The organism is Agaribacter marinus (assembly GCF_030160655.1).
In the GTDB taxonomy this organism is placed as follows: Bacteria; Pseudomonadota; Gammaproteobacteria; order Enterobacterales; family Alteromonadaceae; genus Glaciecola; species Glaciecola marina.
In genome coordinates, this window is sequence record NZ_BSOT01000005.1 from 864417 (window position 1) to 887759 (window position 23343).

13 protein-coding genes and 3 tRNA genes are annotated in these 23343 nt (G+C 40.5%); 4 read left to right on the forward strand and 12 right to left on the reverse strand.

Translation table 11 applies throughout. From position 1 onward, the window contains the following. Positions 1-6 precede the first annotated feature (6 nt). Together QQK00_RS05385 and topA are read right to left on the reverse strand one after the other, a co-directional pair. Positions 7-3723, reverse strand: a complete 3717-nt coding sequence (locus tag QQK00_RS05385; protein ID WP_284216454.1) for a TonB-dependent receptor domain-containing protein — start codon at positions 3721-3723, stop codon at positions 7-9. 809 nt (positions 3724-4532) lie between these two features. Then, positions 4533-7205, reverse strand: coding sequence for a type I DNA topoisomerase (topA, locus tag QQK00_RS05390; RefSeq protein WP_284216455.1), 2673 nt, complete (start codon positions 7203-7205; stop codon positions 4533-4535). Positions 7206-7476: 271 nt separating this feature from the next. On the opposite strand from topA, the gene astB reads away from it, so the two are divergent. After that, positions 7477-8814, forward strand: coding sequence for an N-succinylarginine dihydrolase (astB, locus tag QQK00_RS05395; RefSeq protein WP_284216456.1), 1338 nt, complete (start codon positions 7477-7479; stop codon positions 8812-8814). Between the two features lie 99 nt (positions 8815-8913). Here the strand turns inward: astB and QQK00_RS05400 are convergent, their stop codons facing one another. Then, positions 8914-11109, reverse strand: coding sequence for an Ig-like domain-containing protein (locus QQK00_RS05400; RefSeq protein ID WP_284216457.1), 2196 nt, complete (start codon positions 11107-11109; stop codon positions 8914-8916). 138 nt (positions 11110-11247) lie between these two features. Between QQK00_RS05400 and QQK00_RS05405 the strand changes: the two genes are divergently transcribed. Then, a complete protein-coding gene (locus QQK00_RS05405; protein ID WP_284216458.1) occupies positions 11248-12594 on the forward strand; it encodes a dicarboxylate/amino acid:cation symporter in 1347 nt (448 codons plus the stop codon). 1 nt (position 12595) lies between these two features. On the opposite strand, the gene QQK00_RS05410 is transcribed toward QQK00_RS05405, so the two are convergent. The 7 genes from QQK00_RS05410 to dnaQ all read right to left on the reverse strand — a co-directional run bounded on the left by QQK00_RS05410 (position 12596) and on the right by dnaQ (position 17128). Further along, positions 12596-13837: an FtsX-like permease family protein gene (locus tag QQK00_RS05410; protein ID WP_284216459.1), complete on the reverse strand. Its 1242-nt coding sequence runs from the start codon at positions 13835-13837 to the stop codon at positions 12596-12598. 4 nt (positions 13838-13841) lie between these two features. Further along, the gene (lolD, locus tag QQK00_RS05415; RefSeq protein WP_284216460.1) at positions 13842-14522 is read right to left on the reverse strand and encodes a lipoprotein-releasing ABC transporter ATP-binding protein LolD; all 681 of its coding nucleotides are present in this window, start codon (positions 14520-14522) and stop codon (positions 13842-13844) included. 108 nt (positions 14523-14630) lie between these two features. After that, a tRNA-Asp gene (locus tag QQK00_RS05420) sits at positions 14631-14707 on the reverse strand. Positions 14708-14725: 18 nt separating this feature from the next. Then, positions 14726-14802 (reverse strand) — tRNA-Asp (locus QQK00_RS05425). Positions 14803-14823: 21 nt separating this feature from the next. Continuing rightward, positions 14824-14900, reverse strand: a tRNA-Asp gene (locus QQK00_RS05430). 136 nt (positions 14901-15036) lie between these two features. Then, entirely contained in the window at positions 15037-16464 is a 1428-nt protein-coding gene (locus tag QQK00_RS05435) for a TIGR03503 family protein (RefSeq protein WP_284216461.1), read from the reverse strand. Further along, on the reverse strand, positions 16406-17128 hold the full coding sequence (dnaQ, locus tag QQK00_RS05440) for a DNA polymerase III subunit epsilon (RefSeq protein WP_284216462.1): 723 nt from the start codon (positions 17126-17128) through the stop codon (positions 16406-16408). Before dnaQ ends, QQK00_RS05435 begins: the two co-directional genes overlap by 59 nt. An 89-nt stretch (positions 17129-17217) precedes the next feature. Here dnaQ and rnhA point away from each other — a divergent pair, with 89 nt between their 5' ends. Beyond that, positions 17218-17679 (forward strand): ribonuclease HI, encoded by a 462-nt coding sequence (gene rnhA / locus QQK00_RS05445; RefSeq protein ID WP_284216463.1) that lies wholly within the window; start codon positions 17218-17220, stop codon positions 17677-17679. Next, positions 17680-18873, forward strand: coding sequence for a class I SAM-dependent rRNA methyltransferase (locus QQK00_RS05450; RefSeq protein ID WP_284216464.1), 1194 nt, complete (start codon positions 17680-17682; stop codon positions 18871-18873). Positions 18874-18900: 27 nt separating this feature from the next. Here the strand turns inward: QQK00_RS05450 and QQK00_RS05455 are convergent, their stop codons facing one another. Further along, on the reverse strand, positions 18901-19203 hold the full coding sequence (locus QQK00_RS05455) for a PilZ domain-containing protein (RefSeq protein ID WP_284216465.1): 303 nt from the start codon (positions 19201-19203) through the stop codon (positions 18901-18903). A 106-nt stretch (positions 19204-19309) separates the two neighbouring features. Beyond that, the gene (gene hrpA, locus QQK00_RS05460; protein WP_284216466.1) at positions 19310-23188 is read right to left on the reverse strand and encodes an ATP-dependent RNA helicase HrpA; all 3879 of its coding nucleotides are present in this window, start codon (positions 23186-23188) and stop codon (positions 19310-19312) included. Between the last annotated feature and the right edge of the window lie 155 nt (positions 23189-23343).

Sequence of the window (23343 nt, forward strand, 5' to 3'; positions counted from 1 at the left end):
ATATCTTTAAAAGTTAACGCGAACACCAAGACGGTAGATAGCACCCACTTTATATCTGTCGTATGTACGATCAGTTGGTGCGTCACCTTCAAGTGGATTCCCTTCTTCAAACGCTTGAAATGAAACCGCTTGCGTTTCAGGATCTACCACTCTGTCAACCTCCAACTCTCTACTTGTAAAGTAGGTTCTGTACTCTTCGTCAGTCAGGTTAATCGCTTGAAAGTTAACAGATATATCTGGATTTATCTGATATGACATAGATAAATCTAGTGTTGCTCGTCCTTCATTCCAAATTGAGCCACCAAACCAAGTTCTACCGCGTTGGTCTTGACCTCGGTTCCAGTCGACACCAACAAGTGAATCAGACGTTGCACGATAACTTAGACGCACTTGATGTCCATCTTGTTCCCAAAATGCCGTCGCATTAAAGCTATGCTTAGGCGTATCTGCTACTGGCGCAGACGGTAATAGTCTTCCAGGTATTACCGTTGATTCTTGTTGTTCGTATTCACTGTCTTGGAACGTATAGTTAACAGTTGCACCAAGACCACTCATCCAGCCAGGTAAGAAATCATAGACTTGACTATATCCAAGCTCAATACCTTTAATCGATGCAGAGTCCCCATTTATTTTGTTATTTATCGTATGACGCAAACAAAGATCTCTGTAATCATCAGAAATAACCAGAGGGTCATTACCTTGGAAACCTAAGTCTGTGGTTGTTCTCACTGGTGAACAATTATTTAGACCAAAGTTATCAGCTTCACTATCAGTAGCTTCTAAGCGCAGATCTGCAGGGTCAAATACGCCATCAACTTGTCTCAAATCAGCGATATACTGGTTAATGGTAGATTCTGTTTCAACAAAGTTGATAATATCTTTTTGGAAGTAGGCAATACTTACATAAGAAGAAGGATTAAAATACCACTCCAAAGATAAATCTAAATTATCAGACTCAAGTGGTTCTAATTGCGTATTAAATAAGTCAACTGTACCTCGGCCAATATCGTCACGATGACCGCCGCCCCAATAGGTAGCCCATTGCTGATTAAAGCTAAAGCCCGCACGTGTATCCTCTAACTCTGGACGAGTCATTGTACGAGAAATAGCAAATCGACCTACTAGCTCATCACTAATGGCGTAATTCAGGTTTAAACTGGGGAGTACATTTGTATAACTATGTGAACCCGCCGTTGGAAAAGATACTAGCGAAGCATCTCGTGTATTTAGTACAGTATAGTTAGCCCAACGGCCATCGGTTACGCCATTCCACTCAACATTTGGTGATGTAAGCGTAGGATCCCAGCCATTATCAGATGTTACCGTTACATCCGCGTAACGCCACATGGTTTGCCAACCAATTGCTGGTCCATTATATTCAGTGCCATTTCGTTGCGCATCTGCCCAATCCGCATAATTAGCATCGTGACAAGCATCTTGTATGCCATCGCCATTTGGATCAAATACAGGGATACGTGTCCAATCAGCTGGATCTGGACTACCATTAGTCTCCCACCCTGTACCATCAATACGACTAAATTTCTCTTCGTATTGTAAACGGTTGTCGGGATCAATATAAGTTGCCGCAGGACATTCAGGTAAACTTCTATCTCGTAAGTCTTTTAATGTAAGCCAATCAAATTCTGATTCATCCGCGTGCTGAGGGAAATCATGGAATTTACCACCAGAAAAGCCTACAGTTTCGATATCGGTCTTAACATATCTCAGGCCTATATCACCTGTTAACCTATCGTCAAATAAGGCAAAGTTAACTTTTAAGTATGCAGCCTGTGTATCAATTTCAGTAGAGCGCGTATCTGTATTGTCTACATTCCTGACCAAGCTGTCTGTATCAGAAACTAGATCGAACGCTCTACGTACATCAATGATAGTAGGATTTTGCGTAATGCCCGATCTTGGAATACCAAGCGAATCAAGAAAATCACTGACACCGATCCCATTGGGATCTAAAATATCAACCGCTCGTATATTATTTAATGGGCCAGAAGGACGGCCAATAACAACACCTTCATTATTTTGAACAGGTTCACTTTTTGTAATCGAGTTAAAAGTAAATTCTTGGTCATCAACCAATTTTTCACGACTAGTTACCTTAGCACCAAACTCAATTTTTGTAATTGCATAATCATAAAGCTCGTAGTCAAAATCGACTTGTGCGCTTTTTATTGTGTCTTCAACTGTGACCGCGTCTTCGGTAAAACTACCCAATGAAAATGCATTAGGATCTGAAGGGTTAAATCCTGTTAGAACATTAGAATTGTCAAACCACCCAGGACGATTGATAGTGCTACCGTCGTCTTGAAGTTCATCGTAGTTACCAATATTTTCACCAATATCTATGAGTTCAGTTCCAGCAACAATTATACATTGGCCACTTGTACAATCGACACCAACTGGCTGTACATTTCTTCCTGCTTGTTCAATTAGCTGGTTAGGCACCTGCAAAAAGTTTTGAAGGTTACTAAAGGCATTCGGTAAGTTCTCTGATTTAGAATCAGAAACACCAACTTGCGCACTCATAAATAAATTATCAGTAAACTCATGTGTCAAATTTAGTGAAAATGCACTGTTTGTATTCTCTGTTCCGCCATCAGAACGTGAGATATCACCGACAGCAAAACGGTCCAATCGTCTAACTAAGGAATTTGTACGCGTATCAACATGATACCAGTCTTGTTGTGGATCGGTAAATGGCGCAGGTAGACTTGTAGAGTCACTTAGCGGAACAACACCCTCAACAAAATTCTCTTGACCAGGAAAACGAACAGTAAGACCAGTGTAGTTGGTTTCGCGAGTTTGCTTGCTGTATGTCGCGTTAAACATCAATTCAGTTACGTCACCCAGAATGTACTGAATACCTAAAGAACCACCTTGTCTGTCACTGGTATTCTGATTGAGGCGATAATCTAAGCCACTCGGTTCTATCGCTCTAACATTGTTGATGATTCTTCCATCCCAGTCTGTAGCGACTCGATAATCTGTTGATTGACGGAAAGTATTAGCAATGACTTGGTCTTTACGATATGAGTTTGTTTCATCACTTATAGAAAGCGCGAAACCCAAAGTTTCATCAAGGAACTTTTTGGTTGTAGTGAACTGAAGTTTGTGATCATACTCTTCAGATAATTCGTTAAAACGCCCTTGAGCAGTAACAGACACTACGTCGTTAGCGACATCCAGTGGACGAACAGTAATCAGGTTCACACTGCCACCTAGTGAACCTTCGTCTTGATCAGCGCTTGAGGTTTTAAAAACCTCTAATTTAGACAAAATATCAGCAGAAAATGAACTTAAATCAACACTCTGGTTAAAATCAGTTGATGATAGTTGCTGTCCATTTAACGAAATATTGTTTTGCGTAGAGCTAGCACCGCGAATACTTACCTGAGCGCCTTCCCCGTCACGGCTAACAATACTAACACCAGTAACCCGACCGAGTGCATCAGCAATGTTTTGGTCTGTGCTTTTGCCTATATCTTCAGCATTAATTGTATCGACGATGCTAGATGAGAATCTCTTATCGTTGATGGTTTTCTTTAAGCTGCCGCGAAATCCCTGCACGGAAATCGTTTCGACGTCTTCTGCTACCGGAGCATCTTCTTGTGTTGCGTCATTCTCTTGAGCATATACATTTGTGCCCATTGCAGAGATTACAGCAGCACAGACAGTGCTCAGATAAAACTTCTTGTGTGCGTCTACCATTTTGTCTAATCCTAGTAGTTTATATGTTTGTGTGTGGCTTATTTTGTAAATAGCTTGTGTGTGTTCTATCTGTAAAAAAGCCTGTTTTAAAACCAGTGTGTGAATGGCTTACTATAAAGGTCGTTTTAAGAAATCCTCATAAAGTTTCTGTATTTACAGCTATTGTTATACAAATGTAAATTCATAAGAGGTAAGTGTCAACTATTTTTGTTAACAATTTTCAATATTATTGTAAACAAGAAAAAATCAAGATTAAGTATTTTTTATATAATTAACAATGAGATACAAAAAAACAATAAAAAATATTAAATACATAATTATTCAATTTATATAAAAAATATTGATTTTATTGATGAATTAGCTAAAGCGCTATAACAATAAAGTTAATCTTTAGACCAAATAAAGTAAATGCCTAATTCCAGTCGTAAGGTATATGTGAGAGGTTTTGGGTATATTTTCTCATATCATTTAAATTACCAATACAAAGGCAAATTTAAATATGATTTTCTAGTCAGGAAATGGCTTCAACAACATACCTAATAGCTTGCTTATGTAATAAAAACTTACAAATGATTTGCAAATGTGTCTTTACATTTACTGATAACAGTGGGGTAACATCGTGATGTAAATTCAGAAAAGGGGTTATAAAATAGAAATTCAAGTTAGGTATAGTATGTATAGTTAGTCAATATCTTTAACAAACATTCACTATCAATCTCGAAACAAAATTTACAAAGAGTGATGTGACACAACTTAATTTGGCATCACTCTTTGTATAATAAAATTTATTTGGACGTTATTACGCCCATTTATTTTGCTTTTTTACGTTTATCTTCGACCACCCATTTCCCATTTGAATGCCATGCGGCCCACCCTGACGCTTTAGGCTTTTTTTCCTTCGCTGATGACTTCTCTTCTGACATTATATACTGTTGTTTAGTCTTGCGACTATATCTAACGATACTGGGGTTCCCATCAGGATCTTTTTCAGGTGCGTCGGCTAAATAATAAAATTTAGGGGATATTCTTTCTCTAAAGCGCTTTAGCTCACTCACTAGAGGCGCACGCGTTTCTCTAGACTTAGGAAACGTAGATGCGGCTAAAAATATGCCAGCAGCGCCATCCCGCAACACAAAATAAGCCTCAGAGTTTTCGCATTCAAGTTCAGGTAAGTGCACAGGATCCTCTTTTGGTGGTGCAGCCTCACCGCTTTTTAGTAATTTACGTGTGTTTTTACACGTCTCACTCGTGCAGCCAAAATACTTACCAAAGCGCCCGTTTTTAAGCTCCATATCGCTTTGACACTTATCACATTCGATGATTGGCCCGTCATAACCTTTGAGCTTAAATGTACCGGCTTCAATCTCAAAACCGGTGCAAGAAGGTGTATTACCACACACATGCAAACGACGTTTCTCATCAATCAAATAGCTGTCCATTGCAGTATCGCATATTGGACAGCGCTTCTTAGCTCTTAATACTTCGGTTTCTAACTCTTCTTCGGACGCACTTACGACTTCTTCACCGGGCGTCAAGTTCATTGTTGTGGTACAACGTTCTTTTGGAGGTAAGTTGTAACCTGAACAACCTAAAAATACGCCTGTACTAGCCGTACGTAAATTCATTTGTCGTCCGCATTTTGTGCATTCAACATCAACCGGGACTGCTTGATTTGGGCGCATACCGCCCTCATCAATATCCAATTCAGCTTTACTTAGTTTATTTGAAAAGTTCTCATAAAATTGGTCGAGTACCTGTTTCCAACTCAGTTCTCCATGCGCTATATCGTCGAGGTGTTGCTCCATATTCGCGGTAAAATCATAGCTAATTAAGTCAGAAAAATTATCTACTAAGCGATCATTAACAATCTCTCCCATCTTTTCAGCGTAAAACCTTTTTGCATCTAATCGAACATATCCTCTGTCTTGGATCGTAGAGATAATATTCGCGTAGGTAGATGGACGACCAATGCCACGCTTTTCCAATTCTTTAACTAACGATGCTTCATTAAATCGCGCAATTGGCTTAGTAAAATGTTGCTTGGGATCGAGGCCATGTAGAATAAGTGCATCGCCTGGTTTCACGTTCGGTAATTCTGCTTCTTTATCGTCTTTTTTCTTTATCTGCGAAAGTACTGCCGTCCAGCCATCAAAAACGAGCACACGCCCTTTGACTGTTAACTCAAATTCTCCACTTTCTTTTGTCGGTATTGCATTCGCTCGAATAGTCGTTGAATCATATTTTGCATTTGTCATTTGGCATGCGACAAATTGGCGCCAGATTAAATCATAGAGGCGCTGAGCGTCTTTCTCCATGTCTGACAGACTAGCAGACTTAACAACGACATTACTCGGCCTAATCGCTTCATGAGCCTCCTGCGCACCTTCTTTGCTACCATACTGTATAGCGTTAGCTGGCATATATTTATCACCAAAGTGTTTACCAATATATGATCTACACGCTTCAACCGCTTCGGTACTTAAGTTGGTCGAGTCAGTACGCATATAAGTAATGTGCCCGGCTTCGTATAGGCGCTGGGCCATCATCATTGTCTTCTTAACGCCAAAACCTAAACGTGTGCTCGCTGCTTGTTGCAGTGTAGACGTAATAAAAGGGGCTGATGGCCTACTTTGGGTCGGCTTGGAATCTCTACTTACAATTTCATAGTGGCTTGACTCTAGCGCGGCTACCGCTTCATCCGTTTGAGATTTACTCACTGGTTTGAATGCTTTGCCATCGCGCTTTGCAACGAGCATGTTAAGCGCATCGCCTTTTGCTGTATTTAGGGCAGCATGAACATCCCAAAACTCTTCAGGCACAAAGGCCTTAATCTCTCTTTCACGTTCAACAACCAGTCTGACTGCAACCGATTGAACTCGACCAGCAGATAAGCCCCTTGCTACTTTTTTCCAAAGTAACGGCGACAGCATAAACCCAACAACTCTATCTAGAAAGCGTCTAGCTTGCTGGGCATTCACTCTTGAAATATTAACGTCACTGGGTTTTGAAAATGCGTCTTGAATAGCACTTTTGGTTATTTCATTAAAAACCACTCGCTGAAACTGCTTGTCATCGTCTTTTAGCAATTCCTGCAGGTGCCATGCAATAGCCTCTCCCTCTCTATCCAAGTCGGTTGCGAGATAGATAGTGTCAGCATCTTTTGCGAGTTTTTGTAACTCATTAACGACTTTTTCTTTACCTTGTAGTACTTGATAATGCGCATGCCAGTCGTTTTGAGGATCAACGCCCATCCTGTCGACTAACTTTTTATACTCATATTCCTTTAAATATTTTTCTTTCTTCGCATCCGTCCACTGCTTCAATTCTTTTGCAGGTTTTTTAGGCGCAACCTTGCCAAGAGATTTAGTTGGTAAATCTCTCACATGTCCGACACTCGACTTCACGATGAAGTTTTTACCTAAATATTTATTTATTGTCTTTGCTTTCGCAGGTGACTCTACTATAACTAGTGATCTACCCATTTAAAGAGGAAACCTTATATTATTTATATACTTACAACTTATTTGAACAACTTTCCTGCAAGTATGAGTGAATGCTTCTTTTTTAACATATATCTATAAAGTGCATAGAAAACAAGTTGTTCTATATAATTATCTTGCAAAGGTAAAGCAAAGTAATTGTTTTTACTATACTTTTCTATAAATAAGGATTGGAAAATAAATTTTTGGCCGTATAATCGGCGTTTTCGCCACAATACTGTGTAATATTCAACCATATTCGAGAGGTAAGTAAATGTCTGCAATCGAAGCAAATTTTGATGGCCTAGTAGGGCCAACCCATAATTATGCAGGCCTCTCATACGGCAATGTCGCATCTCAATCAAACGCGACAGCTATCAGTAACCCCAAGCAAGCCGCATTACAAGGTTTGGCTAAGATGAAGGCGCTTGCTGATATGGGCATGATACAAGGTGTGTTAGCCCCACAAGCTCGCCCAGATACGAATATCCTTAGACGTCTTGGATTTTCAGGAACTGATGCACGTGTATTGTCTGATGCTTATCAGCGCGCACCATATTTACTTATGGCGGCAAGCTCAGCGTCAAGTATGTGGACTGCAAATGCTGCGACAGTGTCGCCAAGTGCAGATACCCAAGACAAGAGAGTGCATTTTACGCCCGCAAATTTAACTAACAAATTTCACCGTTCCATCGAACCGCAAGTAACTGGCAACATCTTAAAGGCAGTGTTTAGTGCGGATGAATATTTTATGCATCATGATCACTTGCCCGAAAACGATCATTTTGGCGACGAAGGCGCTGCGAATCATACGCGATTTTGCGCCGACTATCATGATGCTGGCGTCGAGTTTTTTGTGTATGGCAAATATGCCTTTGATACAAGCAAACCTGCCCCAGAGAAATATCCGGCTAGGCAAACATTAGAAGCCAGTATGGCCATTGCTAGGTTACACGGATTAGATTCAAATATGACCGTTTATGCTCAGCAAAATCCAGCGCTAATTGACCAAGGTGTTTTTCACAATGATGTCATCGCAGTAGGTAATAAAAACGTTATGCTTTGCCATGAACAAGCATTTTTAAGTAACCTAGACGTTAAGCAGCAATTAACCCATTTATTCCGAGAAGGTGACTTTCATTTTATTGAAGTTGCCACGGAGGACGTTAGTGTTGAAAATGCAGTAAAAAGTTATCTGTTTAATACACAAATAATTAATTTACCAACGGGTGAAATGGTCATTATTGCGCCTAAAGAATGTGAACAAAATATACAGGTAAATACCTATCTAAATAAACTAGTTGAAAACGCCAATCCGATTACCGCAGTCCACTTTTTTGACGTAAAACAAAGCATGCAAAATGGCGGAGGGCCAGCGTGTCTTCGCTTAAGGGTTGTATTAAATGAGTCTGAATTAAATGCTACGAACGCCGCATGTTTGATTAACAACAAGAGTTACGCGTTACTATGCAGCTGGGTAAATAAACATTACCGCGACCAATTATCTGACAAGGATTTAGCCGACCCACTATTGCTAAACGAATCCCAAACAGCGCTAGACGAGTTAACGCAATTATTAAATCTAGGTTCAGTCTATCCGTTTCAAAATTGAGCATTAATTGGCATTAAATGAAATCCTCGACACGTTTAACTTAAAAAAATGTCCTGCAAAATTGCAAGACATTTTATTCATGTTAAGTTGTTGTGTTAATTAGTCCAAATCGTTACAGTTTGCACTTTGCCCGAATGGATTTGGCGGTGGTGGCGTTGAGCGCTCAGTCAAATCATCTGCAGCCACTGTTAGAGTGTAGCGTTGGAATTCTGATGATTCAGTTCCTAACGACTGGCCGAACACTTTAGCATCAATCGTGACCCAAGGCGCAAATTGTTTGGCATAGCGAATTTCTATTGTCGCTTGACCAAATTCATTTGTTCTTGCAACACCGTCCTTGAAAGAAACGGTAGCAACGTTACCTGGCGTTAACTGGCCATCGTCATTCAAATCTTCACCCATGTCCAGTCGATTATTAGCTTCAATAATACTGTCTTCAGAATCACATACAGCAGTTACAAACGTTTGCCATACGTTCTCATCAGTATTCCAAAGCCAAAACCCTTTTCGATATGCATTGCGCAATGAAGGCGTGCCAGATGCAGTCAAATCTGCATCATTTACTGGACGACCTGCAGCATCCGTCACAAATACGGCAAACTCTTTCAAATAACTTGCATCGTCTGGGCTTTGAATTAAGTTACCAGTACCTAAAGAAATATCAAACGCACGATCACCAACAGTCAATGCAGTTTCACCTTGCGCGTTACCGCTAAATGCACGTATTAGGATGCCATTTTCAGAACTCACTGCATTAGATGTATAAACGGTGCTCGCGATACCATTGGAGTCTGTGGTCGCGGTATTTGGAGAAATACTGCCGCCTGTAGAATCAGCAACAATCGTAAAATCTACAATTGAGCCTTTCACCAAGTTACCGGCACTGTCTCTTACGATTGCAGTAATTGTAGATGTTTGTCCTTCCGGTCCAATTAAATCAGGTGTTGCATCAACGGCAATACTATTTGGTTCCGTCGCAATGAATTCAATGGTGGCTCTAGCCGTTACCGTTTCTCCGTCACTATCTGTGCCCACAGCCGAAATGGAAGCTGGACCAGCAAACGCTGATTGAATCTGGATAACGGCAATGCCGTCACTATCCGTTGTTGTCGTATTTATATCAGCGCCATTTACACTAATAGTGCCTCTAGATGCGGTAACAACAATGTCTCCATTTGCAAATGGCGTGCTGTTTTTAAACCAACGTAATGATATATCTTCTGGCGCATTTAATTCTATTTCTTGCGTTGGCAAGTCAACAAAACTAAAGTCATCCTGTTGGATTTCAACATTAAAAGATGTACTTGCGTTCAATGCACTGGCGGTTATTGTCGCCTCACCAGAGACTGATGAAGAAAATTCCACTGTTACTTGTCCATTCGCCCCTGTTTTTGCGATTTCAGTAGACAAGGCGCCTAAATCTGTACTTAGTATTATGTCTTGATTGGCAATGCCCACCCCATCAGAATCAGACACAATAATGGTAATGGGAGACACGTCATCAATGATGATAGATGATGCACCGTTGACATTAATTTCAGTACCGACGACGCTGATGTTAATTTCTTGAGATAGATCTCCCGTAGTTGCAACTACGGTAATTACGCGATTTTCAGGGTCATTTTGCGTTGATAGTAAAGCTCTTGCTGTGCCGTCTTCACCAGTACTCAAATCAACAGATGACAACGAGGCATTTTGATCTGCAGAAAACGTCATCGGGATATTATTTAATAAGATGTTTTTATCATTTTTTACAACAGCAATCAGCTCAACACTATCCGAACCACTTGATGGTAATTGGACGATATTAGCAAATAACTCTAGACTAGACGCTTCTTGCTGACGAGTACCTGTTGAAGTAAACCCTATGTCATCGGAAGCTCCAGCGTCGATGGTTGCTGAAATAGTGCCACTACCAGCGAGCGCTTCTGCATAAATATTTATTGACGCAACGCCATTCTCATTCGTTAACGCAGTACCAGTATCATTATCAAAACGAGCTAGTCCTGGCTGATTAAATGAAAATGTCACCAACTCATTATTTATAGTATTGCCATCTTGATCGCTTAGCGTCGCACGTAAAGTAAGTGGGCTGCCGTCATCCACTTGAGTGGATACGTCACCTTCAGCATTTACCATACTCAAACTTAAACTTACGACAGGTTCACTAGGTGTAACCGGAGGCGTAGGTGTATTTCCATTGTTTGTTCGCTCTAATGGTTCTCCCCCACCGCCACATGCGAAAAGGAACAAGGCTACTGCTAATAACCCAAATATTCGTATACTGTGTTTCATGTTTATAACCCGTATTATCGCTCTAAAAGCGCAGTTGGCATCAATATCAAATTAATTTAGCAAAGTATCTTTTGCTTTTAAGCCATTGTTGTTAACCTTTGGTATCAAGACACATAACCAAAATAATAAGGTCTGCATATGCCCCACTCGTCCAAAAAATCAAATTTGACCCTTAAAATCTTTATCGGCATGGGAGCCGGAATCATAATAGGCTTATTGCTTCAGGGGGTTCGCGCCCTGTTCGGCGACGGAGATGAAGATTTAATATTTTCAATACTAGGTTTTACATTTTCTACTTACGGATTTTTTGTAGAAGGTATATTTAATATTGGAGGGAGCATTTTTGTTAAAAGTTTAAAGATGCTAGTTGTCCCATTAGTATTTGTTTCATTGGTATGTGGTGTATCCAGTCTATCCGATCCGGCTAAACTTGGTCGTCTCGGCGGAAAGTCTGTCGGCCTATATTTAATGACAACTGCCATCGCGGTCTCAGTTGCACTAAGTGCCGCTCTAATCATTCAACCTGGTGCTGGATTTTCTCTCACTGAACAAGCCAGTTACGTAGCTAAAGAATCGCCTGGTTTTGCTAACGTTGTGATTAACATGTTTCCATCAAACCCCATTGAGTCAATGGCAGAAGGCAATATGCTACAAATTATTGTCTTCTCAATTTTAGTCGGTATAGCAATATCAATGAGCGGTGAAAGCGGGAATAAAGTTCGCTCTGGTTTTGAAATGCTCAACGACGTAATAATGAAAATCGTCACCATCATTATGAATTTAGCGCCTTACGGCGTTTTTTGCTTGATTGCCAAATTGGCAAGTACTATTCGCTTAGAAGATTTTAGCAGTATTATTCAGTACTTCGTTCTAGTCTTTGTTGTACTGATTATACATGCAATTGTCACTTACCCTATTTTACTGTCAGTATTTGCGCGCTTAAATCCAATTAATCTACTTATAAAAATGAAAGACACCGCAATGTTTGCTTTTAGTTCATCCAGTAGTAACGCTACGTTGCCCATTACGCTAGCAACCGCCAATAAACGACTAGGTGTAGACAATAGTGTTGCGTCTTTTACCGTACCATTGGGTGCAACCATTAACATGGATGGCACCGCCATAATGCAAGGCGTTGCGACAGTATTTATAGCGCAAGTATATGGCGTAGATTTAACAACGTCACAACTTTTAATGGTGGTTGCTACAGCTACACTAGCGTCGGTAGGCACTGCTGGTGTGCCAGGTGTCGGCTTAATAATGCTAGCGATGGTATTGCAACAAGTAAATCTACCTGTTGAAGGTATTGCCCTAATTATTGGTATAGACAGACTGTTGGATATGACCAGAACGGTCGTCAACGTGACGGGTGATTGCACCGTCACCTGTATCGTTGCAAAATCTGAGGGCGCCCTTGACGAAACGGTTTACAATGATATGTCGTCATCGATCGAGGTTGTTCCTACAGAGAAGCAGTCGGCGTAATTTAATGAAGATTAGCTGCTGGCTTTACGCTAGCAGCTTTATTCGCAGGGTAAAGGGTCGCCAATAAACCAATTAACACAGCGACCAAAAAAGTACCTGCAACATTCCACCAAACAACTTTAGAGGGAATGCTACTTGTAAAATAAACACCTGCATTTAGTATTTCCCATCCAGTAAGCATTTCTATTGCATTTACCAAATCGGGTAAAAAAATACTCAACATAGTACCCAATGTACAGCCAATGAATGCACCAACAAACGTGCTTTTTATACCTTTTAAAATGAAAATCTGGCGAATCTGTTTATGACTGGCGCCCATCGTTTTTAGAATAGCGATGGCTTTGCTCTTTTCTTTTACAGACATCACCAAAGAAGAAACGACATTAAAACAAGCAATACAAATCAATAAAAACAACACGATATATATGACTGTTCTGACCAACTGTATGTCGTAAAATAGATGTCCTTTTGTCAAAAACCAACTCGACATGTATACCGCTTGATTAAATTGGTAGCCGTATTCCCTAACAAATGACTGAGCGATGAACGGATCATGTAGAACAAATTCGATGTTACTCGTCATTTCGGGCGAAAACGCCATTAATTCGCCAAGTTCCTGAGTATTCACAAACGCAATAAATGCATCAAGTTCGCCACCTAGTTTCACATCACCGACAACAGAAAACCACGCACTAATAGGCGCCTTAAAGCTTAAATCTTTACTTGTTTGAGGAAGTAAAAGCTGTATTTTGTCGCCTACCTCAACATCTAAGGCCTGCATAATACCTTCGCCCAATAAGATTGGTTTTACTTTGTTACCTGCCGTATTGATATCGAATAAATCAGCAGCATTAAATAAGTTAGCGTATTTAGCTTGGTAATAATCAGAATTAATACCGACAATTTCAGCAGACTTAATACGATTCCCTCGCTGCAACAAAGCAGATGCCTTGTTTAATTGAAAAACATGTTTAAGTCTTGCATCAGCGCTCAGTTTGTTTTTAATGTCTGTTGGTAAGTTAATACCGCTACCATCAACATTGATAAACTCTGCGTGGGGAATCAACTTCAACAAATTTGTTCGAAGTTCGTATTCGAAACCATTCATTACTGACAATAAGATAATTAATGCAGCGCATCCTAAGCCAACGCCAATTGATGACATTTTTGCCACAAAACGGATAAAACCCTGTCCTTGACTAGTTTGAAAACCTTGAGCAAGTAGTCTGACTGCGTAAGCCATTATTTTATCCTTCTACAAAAGAACCTTTGTGTAACTTGAGCGTACGATCCAATTGTGACGCTATGGATTGATCGTGAGTAACAATGACAAATGCTGTTCCTGAAGTTGCATTAATGTCTTTAATTAGATCTACAATTGATTGGCTTGTATCGGCATCTAGGTTACCAGTGGGTTCGTCCGCCATAATAATACTTGGTTCATTAATGAGCGCTCGTGCAATAGCAACGCGTTGACGCTCACCACCTGATAACTGATAAGGTTTGTGGTTCGTTCTCTCAGCTAAACCAACCTTAGTAAGTAATGTAGATGCTCTATCTAACGCCTCTGACTTATTTTTGTTTGCGATAAACAGAGGCATTGCTACATTCTCAAGCGCGCTAAACTCCGGCAACAAATGATGGAATTGATATACGAACCCCAAATGCTCATTTCTAAACGCGGCTTGTTGATTAGCGCTTAAATCGAGTAAGTTCTGTTTATCAAATATTAGTTCACCTGCATCAGCCTCATCCAGAGTACCCATGATATGCAATAAGGTGCTTTTACCTGAACCAGAACTGCCTAGGATAGCTAGCATTTCGCCATTTGAAACATGTAGATTTACGTTTTTTAGCACATGTAGCTTATTTTCGGCTTCTTGAAAACTTTTCGAAATACCATTACAGGCAAGTAGTACTTGATTCATTTTAGGTTTGTTATTGTTTTTGATAGAAAATATTATGAGGGGAGTGTAACGAAACTAATTGTCTAACCCAAGAAAATACTACATAAATATTCACTTGATAAACCATAATGGCGGAGTGGACGGGACTCGAACCCGCGACCCCCGGCGTGACAGGCCGGTATTCTAACCAACTGAACTACCACTCCAATGGTAGATATTTTTTCTGGCGGAGTGGACGGGACTCGAACCCGCGACCCCCGGCGTGACAGGCCGGTATTCTAACCAACTGAACTACCACTCCTCAGAAAAAAGTTGTTTGAAATGGCGGAGTGGACGGGACTCGAACCCGCGACCCCCGGCGTGACAGGCCGGTATTCTAACCAACTGAACTACCACTCCTAATTTCAAACTGCGCACTCAATTATTAAGTCATCCTTGAGTGCGGCGCAGATAATACGGTGCTGCAGAGCACTAGTCAACTGGTTTTTTTACACTTTTGTGAAGTTGACTAAATAAAGCACAATGCGACTGTTTTTTATGCTTTATTTTCCGCTTCTTCATCTTTTTTGGGCTTTCTTTTTACTTTCAAAGAGAGGCGTTTAAAGAAAGGATTTTCAGGATTTTTGCGTTTATCCAGTATGATGAATATCACACCACACCCGATGAAAAGTATGCCAATATTTATCCCTAACACGAGTGCAAGCGTACTGCCAGTCGATTCTTCAACGGGCGTTTCAACAACCGTTAACTCTTGAGCTTCAAGCGCTTCCTCGTTAACAATAGGTTCTTCGAGAATTGGCATTTTGTGATCAAAAGTATACTCCGGCACATTCAACACGAGGTCTCTACCCGATACAGAATTTGAAAATACCGTCATGTTAATTTTATATTCTCCATAGCCAGCATTTATAATATCAACGATACGTGCATCTTCAGATATTTCTGTCACCGAAAAACGCTCAATATCACCATTTGGATGTTCGATAGTACCATCAAGAAGCAAGCTATGGATATCTACATAATCCCTATTTACATCGACATGCAGCAAGTGATAACCAGCCGTTGTTTCATCTAGGGTGTGTGACACCGAGACTGGGCTTTCGAGCAACACGACAGGTGCTGGTAATTGTTCCCGTGAAAACAGAGGTGTCCGCACAGTGAATATCGGTTGCCATTCACCTGGTGAGATTTTTAAATCAAACTGCCCAGTAAAAATGCCATCACCATCTTGCTCATCGTATCCTCGTCCATTGTCTTCAAACCTTGCAACTGACTTTGTGCCTAGCCCAAAGTTCTCATAATTGGGGTTGTTTGTACTCGAAAACTCTACTGATAACGAGACCACATCTTTAAAGCCGCTAAAATCAATTTTATTGCCCGCATTTTGCAGTTCAGATGTAATTTTTATCGTCTCTCCGGAAAATACAGGTGACGGAACGGGATCTGTGTCTAAGGTAATGTCCGCAATAACCATTACCCTACTTTGAGGTAAAACACTACCGACCGCCTGCCAGGGGCCTGGCATTGGATCATTTAATGAAATCATGTCGTAGGTATCAGTGTCATACCAATCGTAACTATCGTCTACGCCCTCATTATCTAAATACAACTTAGAACCATCGGGGCGGACTAATACAATGGGCGCACTGCCGTATTCACGGAAAAAGATTAATGTGACCTTCTTAACGTCACTGTCTATTCGGAAACGGTTATTTAGCAATTGAATACTGTTTTGATACTCGTTTCCGATTGGATTTACTTTTTCAAGGACTTTTCTTGCATCTAAGTCTGCTTGGTATCTTTTTTCCGCATCAGATGTTTGTGAGTTTTCTGTGGTTTCCTGAGCAAATATATTTACACTAAAAACAGCACAAAAAAGAACAAATAACCAAAGGTATTTATCCTTAAGAAAGTGTATCCGCTGAAAGCGAACGCCAAATAACTTTTTCCGCTTTTTTTTCAATGCCGTCTAAATAGTTTTCATGCTTTGATAATTCATCGGCAGAGGCACGCAAAATCTTTAAATTTGGTTTATTTATCAGCTTTTTAACTTTTACCTCTGAACCGCCGAGTGCACCGTTATCTTCTTCCGAAAGGCTTAATGCTGTCTGACCACCGGTCATATACAAATAGACTTCGGCAAGAATTTCACTATCTAATAATGCGCCGTGGTATGTTCGATGGCTATTGTCAACATTGTAAACTCTGCACAAGGCATCTAGGTTGTTTTTCTTACCCGGTCGCATTTTGCGCGCAAGTTCGAGAGAATCAAGTACCCCACAAATGTCAGCCGTCATAGGCAGATTTCGGCCACACAACTTGAATTCGTGATTCATAAAACCTACGTCGAACGGCGCGTTATGAATGATTAACTCAGCCCCTTCAATGAATTCAATAAAAGCATCAGCCACTTGATTAAACCTTGGCTTGTCTACCAGAAATTCATTCGTAATTCCGTGAACATCAATAGCCTCCTGCTCAACTTCTCGTTCAGGATTAATAAATTGATGGTATGTGTTGCCGGTCAGTTTACGGTTTATCATTTCAACACACCCAATCTCGATGATTCGATGGCCATCTTGCGGATTTATGCCCGTAGTTTCCGTATCTAGTACTATTTGACGCATATTATTTTACTTGTTGTCTCTATTAATGACAGTATACTGCCGTTTGCTTACAGAGGATACGTCAACTTGTTTAGAAACTGCGCAATTAAATGAAAAAAGTAATCGTATATACAGATGGTTCTTGCTTAGGAAACCCTGGCCCAGGAGGTTACGGCGCCTTGCTAATGTTTAACGGCCACGAAAAAGAGTTAAGTCAAGGGTTTACCATGACGACGAACAACCGCATGGAGCTATTAGCAGCAATTGAAGGCTTAAATGCGCTAACAACAAGCTGTGACGTGACACTTTACACGGACAGCCAATACGTAAAAAATGGTATCCAACAGTGGATTCACAACTGGAAGAAAAATAACTGGCGCACGGCTAGCAAAAAACCAGTCAAAAACGCAGATTTATGGAAAAGGCTCGATACTGTTGTAAAAACTCATCAAGTCACTTGGCGTTGGGTCAAAGGCCACTCTGGTCAACCCGAAAATGAACGTGTAGATGACCTAGCACGCTTTGCAGCAGAGTCTGATGACCATATTGTCGATACAGGATTTACCGAATAAATGCAGCTACAAATGGTTTTAAAAGCAGGTAAAGAGAAATCTTTAAGCCGAAAACATCCTTGGGTATTCAATGGAGCAGTTGACAAAATCATTGGTAAGCCCCGAATAGGCAGCACAATAGATATCATCAGCGACAAAGGTGATTTTTTAGCAAGAGGCGCATACTCTCCTAATTCCCAGATTAGCGCACGAGTATGGACGTTTGATGAAAACGAAAGTATTGATGATGTTTTTTTCAAGCGCAAAATTGCGACTGCAATTTCTGTTCGTCAACGATGGTTAACATCAGCAAACACAAATGCCTATCGCGTTATCGCAGCTGAGTCTGATGGTTTACCTGGCATTACTGTCGATAAATACGCAGACGTCATCGTGATTCAACTATTGAGTGCGGGTGCAGAAAAGCACCGAAGTAAAATTGTCAACGCGCTTAAAGGCGCTTTTCCTGACCATGTTGTACATGAGCGCAGTGACGTTGCTGTAAGAGAAAAGGAAGGTTTACAGCCAATAGTACAAACGCTAGAAGGTACGCTTCCAGAAAAAGTGGTCATCACTGAAAATAATGTAAAAATTGAAATCGACCTAATAAATGGACATAAAACGGGTTTCTATCTTGATCAACGTAAAAATCGCCAAATTGCGGGCAACCTCTGTAAAAATAAACGCGTACTTAACTGTTTTAGTTATACCGGAACGTTTGCCTTATATGCACTGAACAATGATGCAAATGAAGTCATTAACATGGATGTTTCTGCTAACGCCTTAGAAACATCTAAGCGAAATTTGTCACTTAATTTTGATGCCGAAAGGGCTGGAAACGTTAAACATTTGAAAGTTGACGTATTCGAGCAACTAAGAAAATTTGATGAGAACGGCGAAAAATTTGATGTGATCATCATGGATCCTCCCAAATTCATCGAGAATAAACACCATCTCGAGAAAGCAGCAAGAGGCTATAAGGACATTAATCGACTAGCCTGTAAATTACTCCATCATAACGGCTTGTTAATTACCTTTAGTTGCTCAGGACTAATGCCTGCCACTCTATTTCACAAAATCATCGCCGACGCCGCATTAGACGCGGACACCGAGCTAAATTACGTAGAATATCTGTATCAAGATAGCGATCATATGACCGCTAGCTTTTTTCCAGAAGGGATGTACCTGAAAGGTTTAGTGTGTGTTAAGCGATAAGTTTTACTTTGCGTAATCGCGAGACAATTATTTCATCTCGGTAATTTCGACGCCAACTAAACATGTCTCATCTTCACCTGCGTCGCATCTCACCACTTTAGCTTTTGCTTCAAGTGTTGGGATTTGGTCGCTATTAGATTCGATTGTAATTTCCAATGCTGAACCCATCTCAACACTGGGTAAGTCAAGTTCAATCGACATACCAGTCGCACTTATGTCACGACATACCGCTGACAAACTGGTTACCGATGGTTGATCCAATAATTTCACATCACACGGCGAATTAACCATCATTCGATAAAAATTCCGTTTATCGTCATACCCTAACATCAGGTTACCTCTATTTAGTAAGAATGATTTCCCCCCATTTATAGGGGTATGTGTAAAACGTGTCAACTATTAATTATGTATAAAAAAGAGCTTTTACACATGCTAGTTACAATTCATCAAGCTTATTTTTTATACGTTTCAATGATATAGGATAATTAGTTCCGAGTTGTTGCGCAAACAATGAGACTTTAAATTCTTCAAGCATCCACTTCACTTCGTCTAAGTCATCTGTAGATAGCATTTGTTGCTTGCGTTTATTTAACGCTGATTGATATAGGCCTTCCGCTTTATCAAGCTCAATTTGATTTAGCCTATCGCGATTAGGATCAATTTTAAGTTTTTCTGCCCGTTGCAATAAAGCAAGTAAGTAGCGGTTCCAGTCGTTGAGTTTTCCTTCTCCAAAATGTTCAACAAAGCCTTTAAATACAAGTAAATCTAGTTGTTTTTTCACGTGCCCGACACTAGTGATCATGTTTAAGGGGACATTTCCTTTAATGAGTTTTTGGATACTGTTCGCAGTAGCAAGCCCCAGCTCTACGTCTTTTGCAATTTCAAGTGCCTTATCATTCAAATTCATTCTGCCATGTTCAAGTAAACGATTGAAGTCAATCGTTTCGCGTACCGCTTGTATGGGCATTAGGTCGTTGCATAGACTGTTTAGAGACGCATAAATAATGTCGTCAATTAAAATGGATATTTGTCCAAATGGATTAAAATATAAACTCAATTTTGCTTTATTGGGCAGTTTTTGTTGCAAATATTTTACGGGGGACGGGATATTTCGCTTTATGAGTGTTAAGACGCCATGTGCGTGCGATTTTTTAGCTAAACTCTTGTCGCTCAATACAACCACATCAACTTTATTGTTGTTAACCTGTAGCGCCGGAAAGCCGTTAATTTCAAACCCGGCCTGCTTACGTTTGTAAACTGTGGGTAAGCTACCGATTGTCCATCGCTGCAAATCTTTGTCTTCTATCTCAACAGACGCAACCTCTTCAATGGTTTGTTTTACTTCACTTTGTAGTTTTTTCTTCAAGGCATTTAACGACTTGCTATGCGAAATAATTTTGCCTTTCTCGTTTACCACTGCAAAATTGAACTGCAAATGTGCAGGTAAATTCGTTAACTCAAAATCTTCGGCATTAACACGCACACCAGACATCCTAAACAGTTTTTGAGCGAGTGCGTCTAGCAGAGCAACTGCTGCACCATTTTTATCTTGCCACTGTATCTCAGACAAACATGCATGCGCATAATCAGGCGCCGGCACAAAATTGCGACGCAAGCGTTTAGGTAAGGCTTTTATCATATTTACAACTAGTTCGTGACGCATGCCGGGTACTAGCCAGTCAAAACCAATGTTATGCACTTGATTCAACACGCTAAGTGGAATGTGCAAACAAACACCGTCGATATCTTGATTTGGTTCAAAATGATAGCTCAGTTTGAGTGTAAGATTACCTTGCTTCCATTCATCTGGAAAGTCGGATTTACTGATACCATCAGGTGTTTTCTTTAATAAATCGTTGTAATCAAAGTTGAGTAAATTGGGGGATTTTTGCGAGGCTTTTTGCCACCATTTTTTAAAATCAGCTTCTGTGTTAATACTCGGTGGAATTTTTTCTTGATAAAAGTCACTTAACACTTCTTCATCAACTAAAATGTCTCTGCGACGCGCCTTTTTCTCGAGCAATTCTACTGCGTCAATCTGTGATTGATTGTGACGTAAAAAGGCGTATTTCAAGCGGGTGTGACCAAACACTAGCGCTTCTCGAATAAACAGTTCACGACTAACGACAGGATCCACCTTTGAATAATCTGTACGTCGACGATTTACGATAGGCAAGCCAAAAAGTGTAATGGTTAGAAATGCTTGCGCGCAGCCCCTTTCTTTACTCCAATAAGGCTCAGCGTAATGTTTCTTGGCAATGTGTTCACTTATCTGCTCTAGCCACTCAGGCTCAATTTTTGCGGCTTGACGAGCAAATAATTTTGATGTTTCAACGAGTTCTGCCGCCATTACCCATTTAGGTTGAGATTTGACAACGTTAGAACCTGGGAAAATCATAAATTGACTATTCCGACATCCAAGGTAAATTTTATTTTTGTCCTTCATCCCAATTTGCGATAAAAGTCCTACAGCGATTGAACGATGCACAGCTTCATAGTCGGCTGATGACGAGTTAAGGCGCAAATTCACTGCGACAAGGGTTTGTTTTATTTGACTAACAATATCTTGCCATTCGCGCATACGTTGAAAGTGAATAAAATGATTTTTACACCATTTACGCAATTGATTATTCGTTAAGGCCTTTTGCTGTTGTTTAAAACATTCGTATAAATTTAATAGACTGATCAAGTCAGAACTTTTATCTGCAAACTCCGCATGCGCTGTATCAGCCTGTTGTTGTCGCTCTTGAGGTCGTTCACGTGGGTCTTGCACACTCAAACCGGAAGTGATGACAGCTACCTCATACACTGCATCATGCTTTGATGATTCAATCAACATACGGGCATATCGCGGATCTAAGGGTAACTTCGACATTCGCTGACCAATATCTGTTAGCGCCCATTGTTGCTTTCGTCGAATGATAGCATCCAGTTCTTCTAGCAGTTTAATACCGTCGTTAATCTGCCTTTCATCTGGCGGCTGAACAAAGGGAAATTGACTAACATCACCTAAGCCTAATGATAACATTTGGAGAATAACGCTAGATAAATGAGTACGCAAAATCTCAGGATCGGTAAAGCCATCTCGACCATCATAGTCTGATTCAGCATACAAGCGAATAGCGATACCGTCAGATAACCGACCGCAACGTCCAGACCGTTGATTTGCCGAAGCCTGTGAGATGGGCTCTATTGGCAAACGCTGTACTTTACTTCTAGCACTGTATCGAGAAATCCTTGCGAACCCTGTATCAACCACATATTTAATGCCTGGTACGGTAAGCGAAGTTTCTGCAACATTGGTAGATAATATTATTCTTCGCCCACTGTGTGGCGCAAATATTCGCTGTTGTTCACCAGCCGATAAACGCGCATATAATGGGAGAACTTCAGTATTGCGATATGCTCGTTTACGTAACACATCTTCCGCGTCGCGAATATCACGTTCACCGGATAAGAATATTAAGATATCACCAGGCGCTTCTCGCATCAATTCGTCAACCGCTAGAGTAATGAGGCCTAACTGGTCCAAGTCATCGTGATCAACAGGATCTTTATAACGGATCTCGACGGGGTATGTACGGCCGCTAACTTCAATAATTGGCGCGTCATTGAAGTGCTTGGAAAATCGCTGAGGATCGATAGTAGCAGAGGTTATAATAACCTTAAGATCCGGTCTTTTTGGTAATAAGCGTTTTAAATAACCTAAAATAAAATCAATGTTCAGGCTACGTTCATGCGCTTCATCAATAATTATGGTGTCGTAGTCGTTTAAAAAACGGTCATTTTGAATTTCAGCTAATAAAATACCGTCAGTCATCAATTTAACAAGACTATTGCCACTAACCTTGTCATTAAACCTGACTTTAAAGCCAACCTTGTCACCAAGTTCAGAATTAATTTCATCCGCAATGCGATTTGCAACACTTCTCGCGGCAAGTCTGCGTGGCTGAGTATGACCAATATAGCCATGCACGCCCCGCCCTAACTCTAGGCACATTTTTGGTATTTGAGTTGTTTTACCAGAGCCAGTCTCCCCAGCAATGATAACCACCTGATTGTCAGTGATAAGTTGTTTAATCTCTTCCTTTTTATCAGACACTGGCAGTGACGGGTATTCGATTGCAGGTAATATTGACTGTCGATATGTCACGATTTGTTGCGACGCAGATACTCGATTTAAAAACGCTTCCCACTGCGCTTGAGAAATAGCATCAGTAGGTTTAGCTTTCATCTGAGTAAACTGCTTAGACAAACGAAAACGGTCTTTAATCGCGCATTTAGAAAGCGCTGTATGAATATCAAAATCAATCATGGGTAATTAAGTGCTTTCTTGTAGAAATTGAGAATACTAATTAGCAGTAAAATGTAGGTGCAGTTGAGGGTTTTTCAAGGTTTTTACTAACAAAATACACGTGAAACAGGGTTTTAAATCAAAACAAAGAGTAATGTAAGGCACAGCGTTTTACA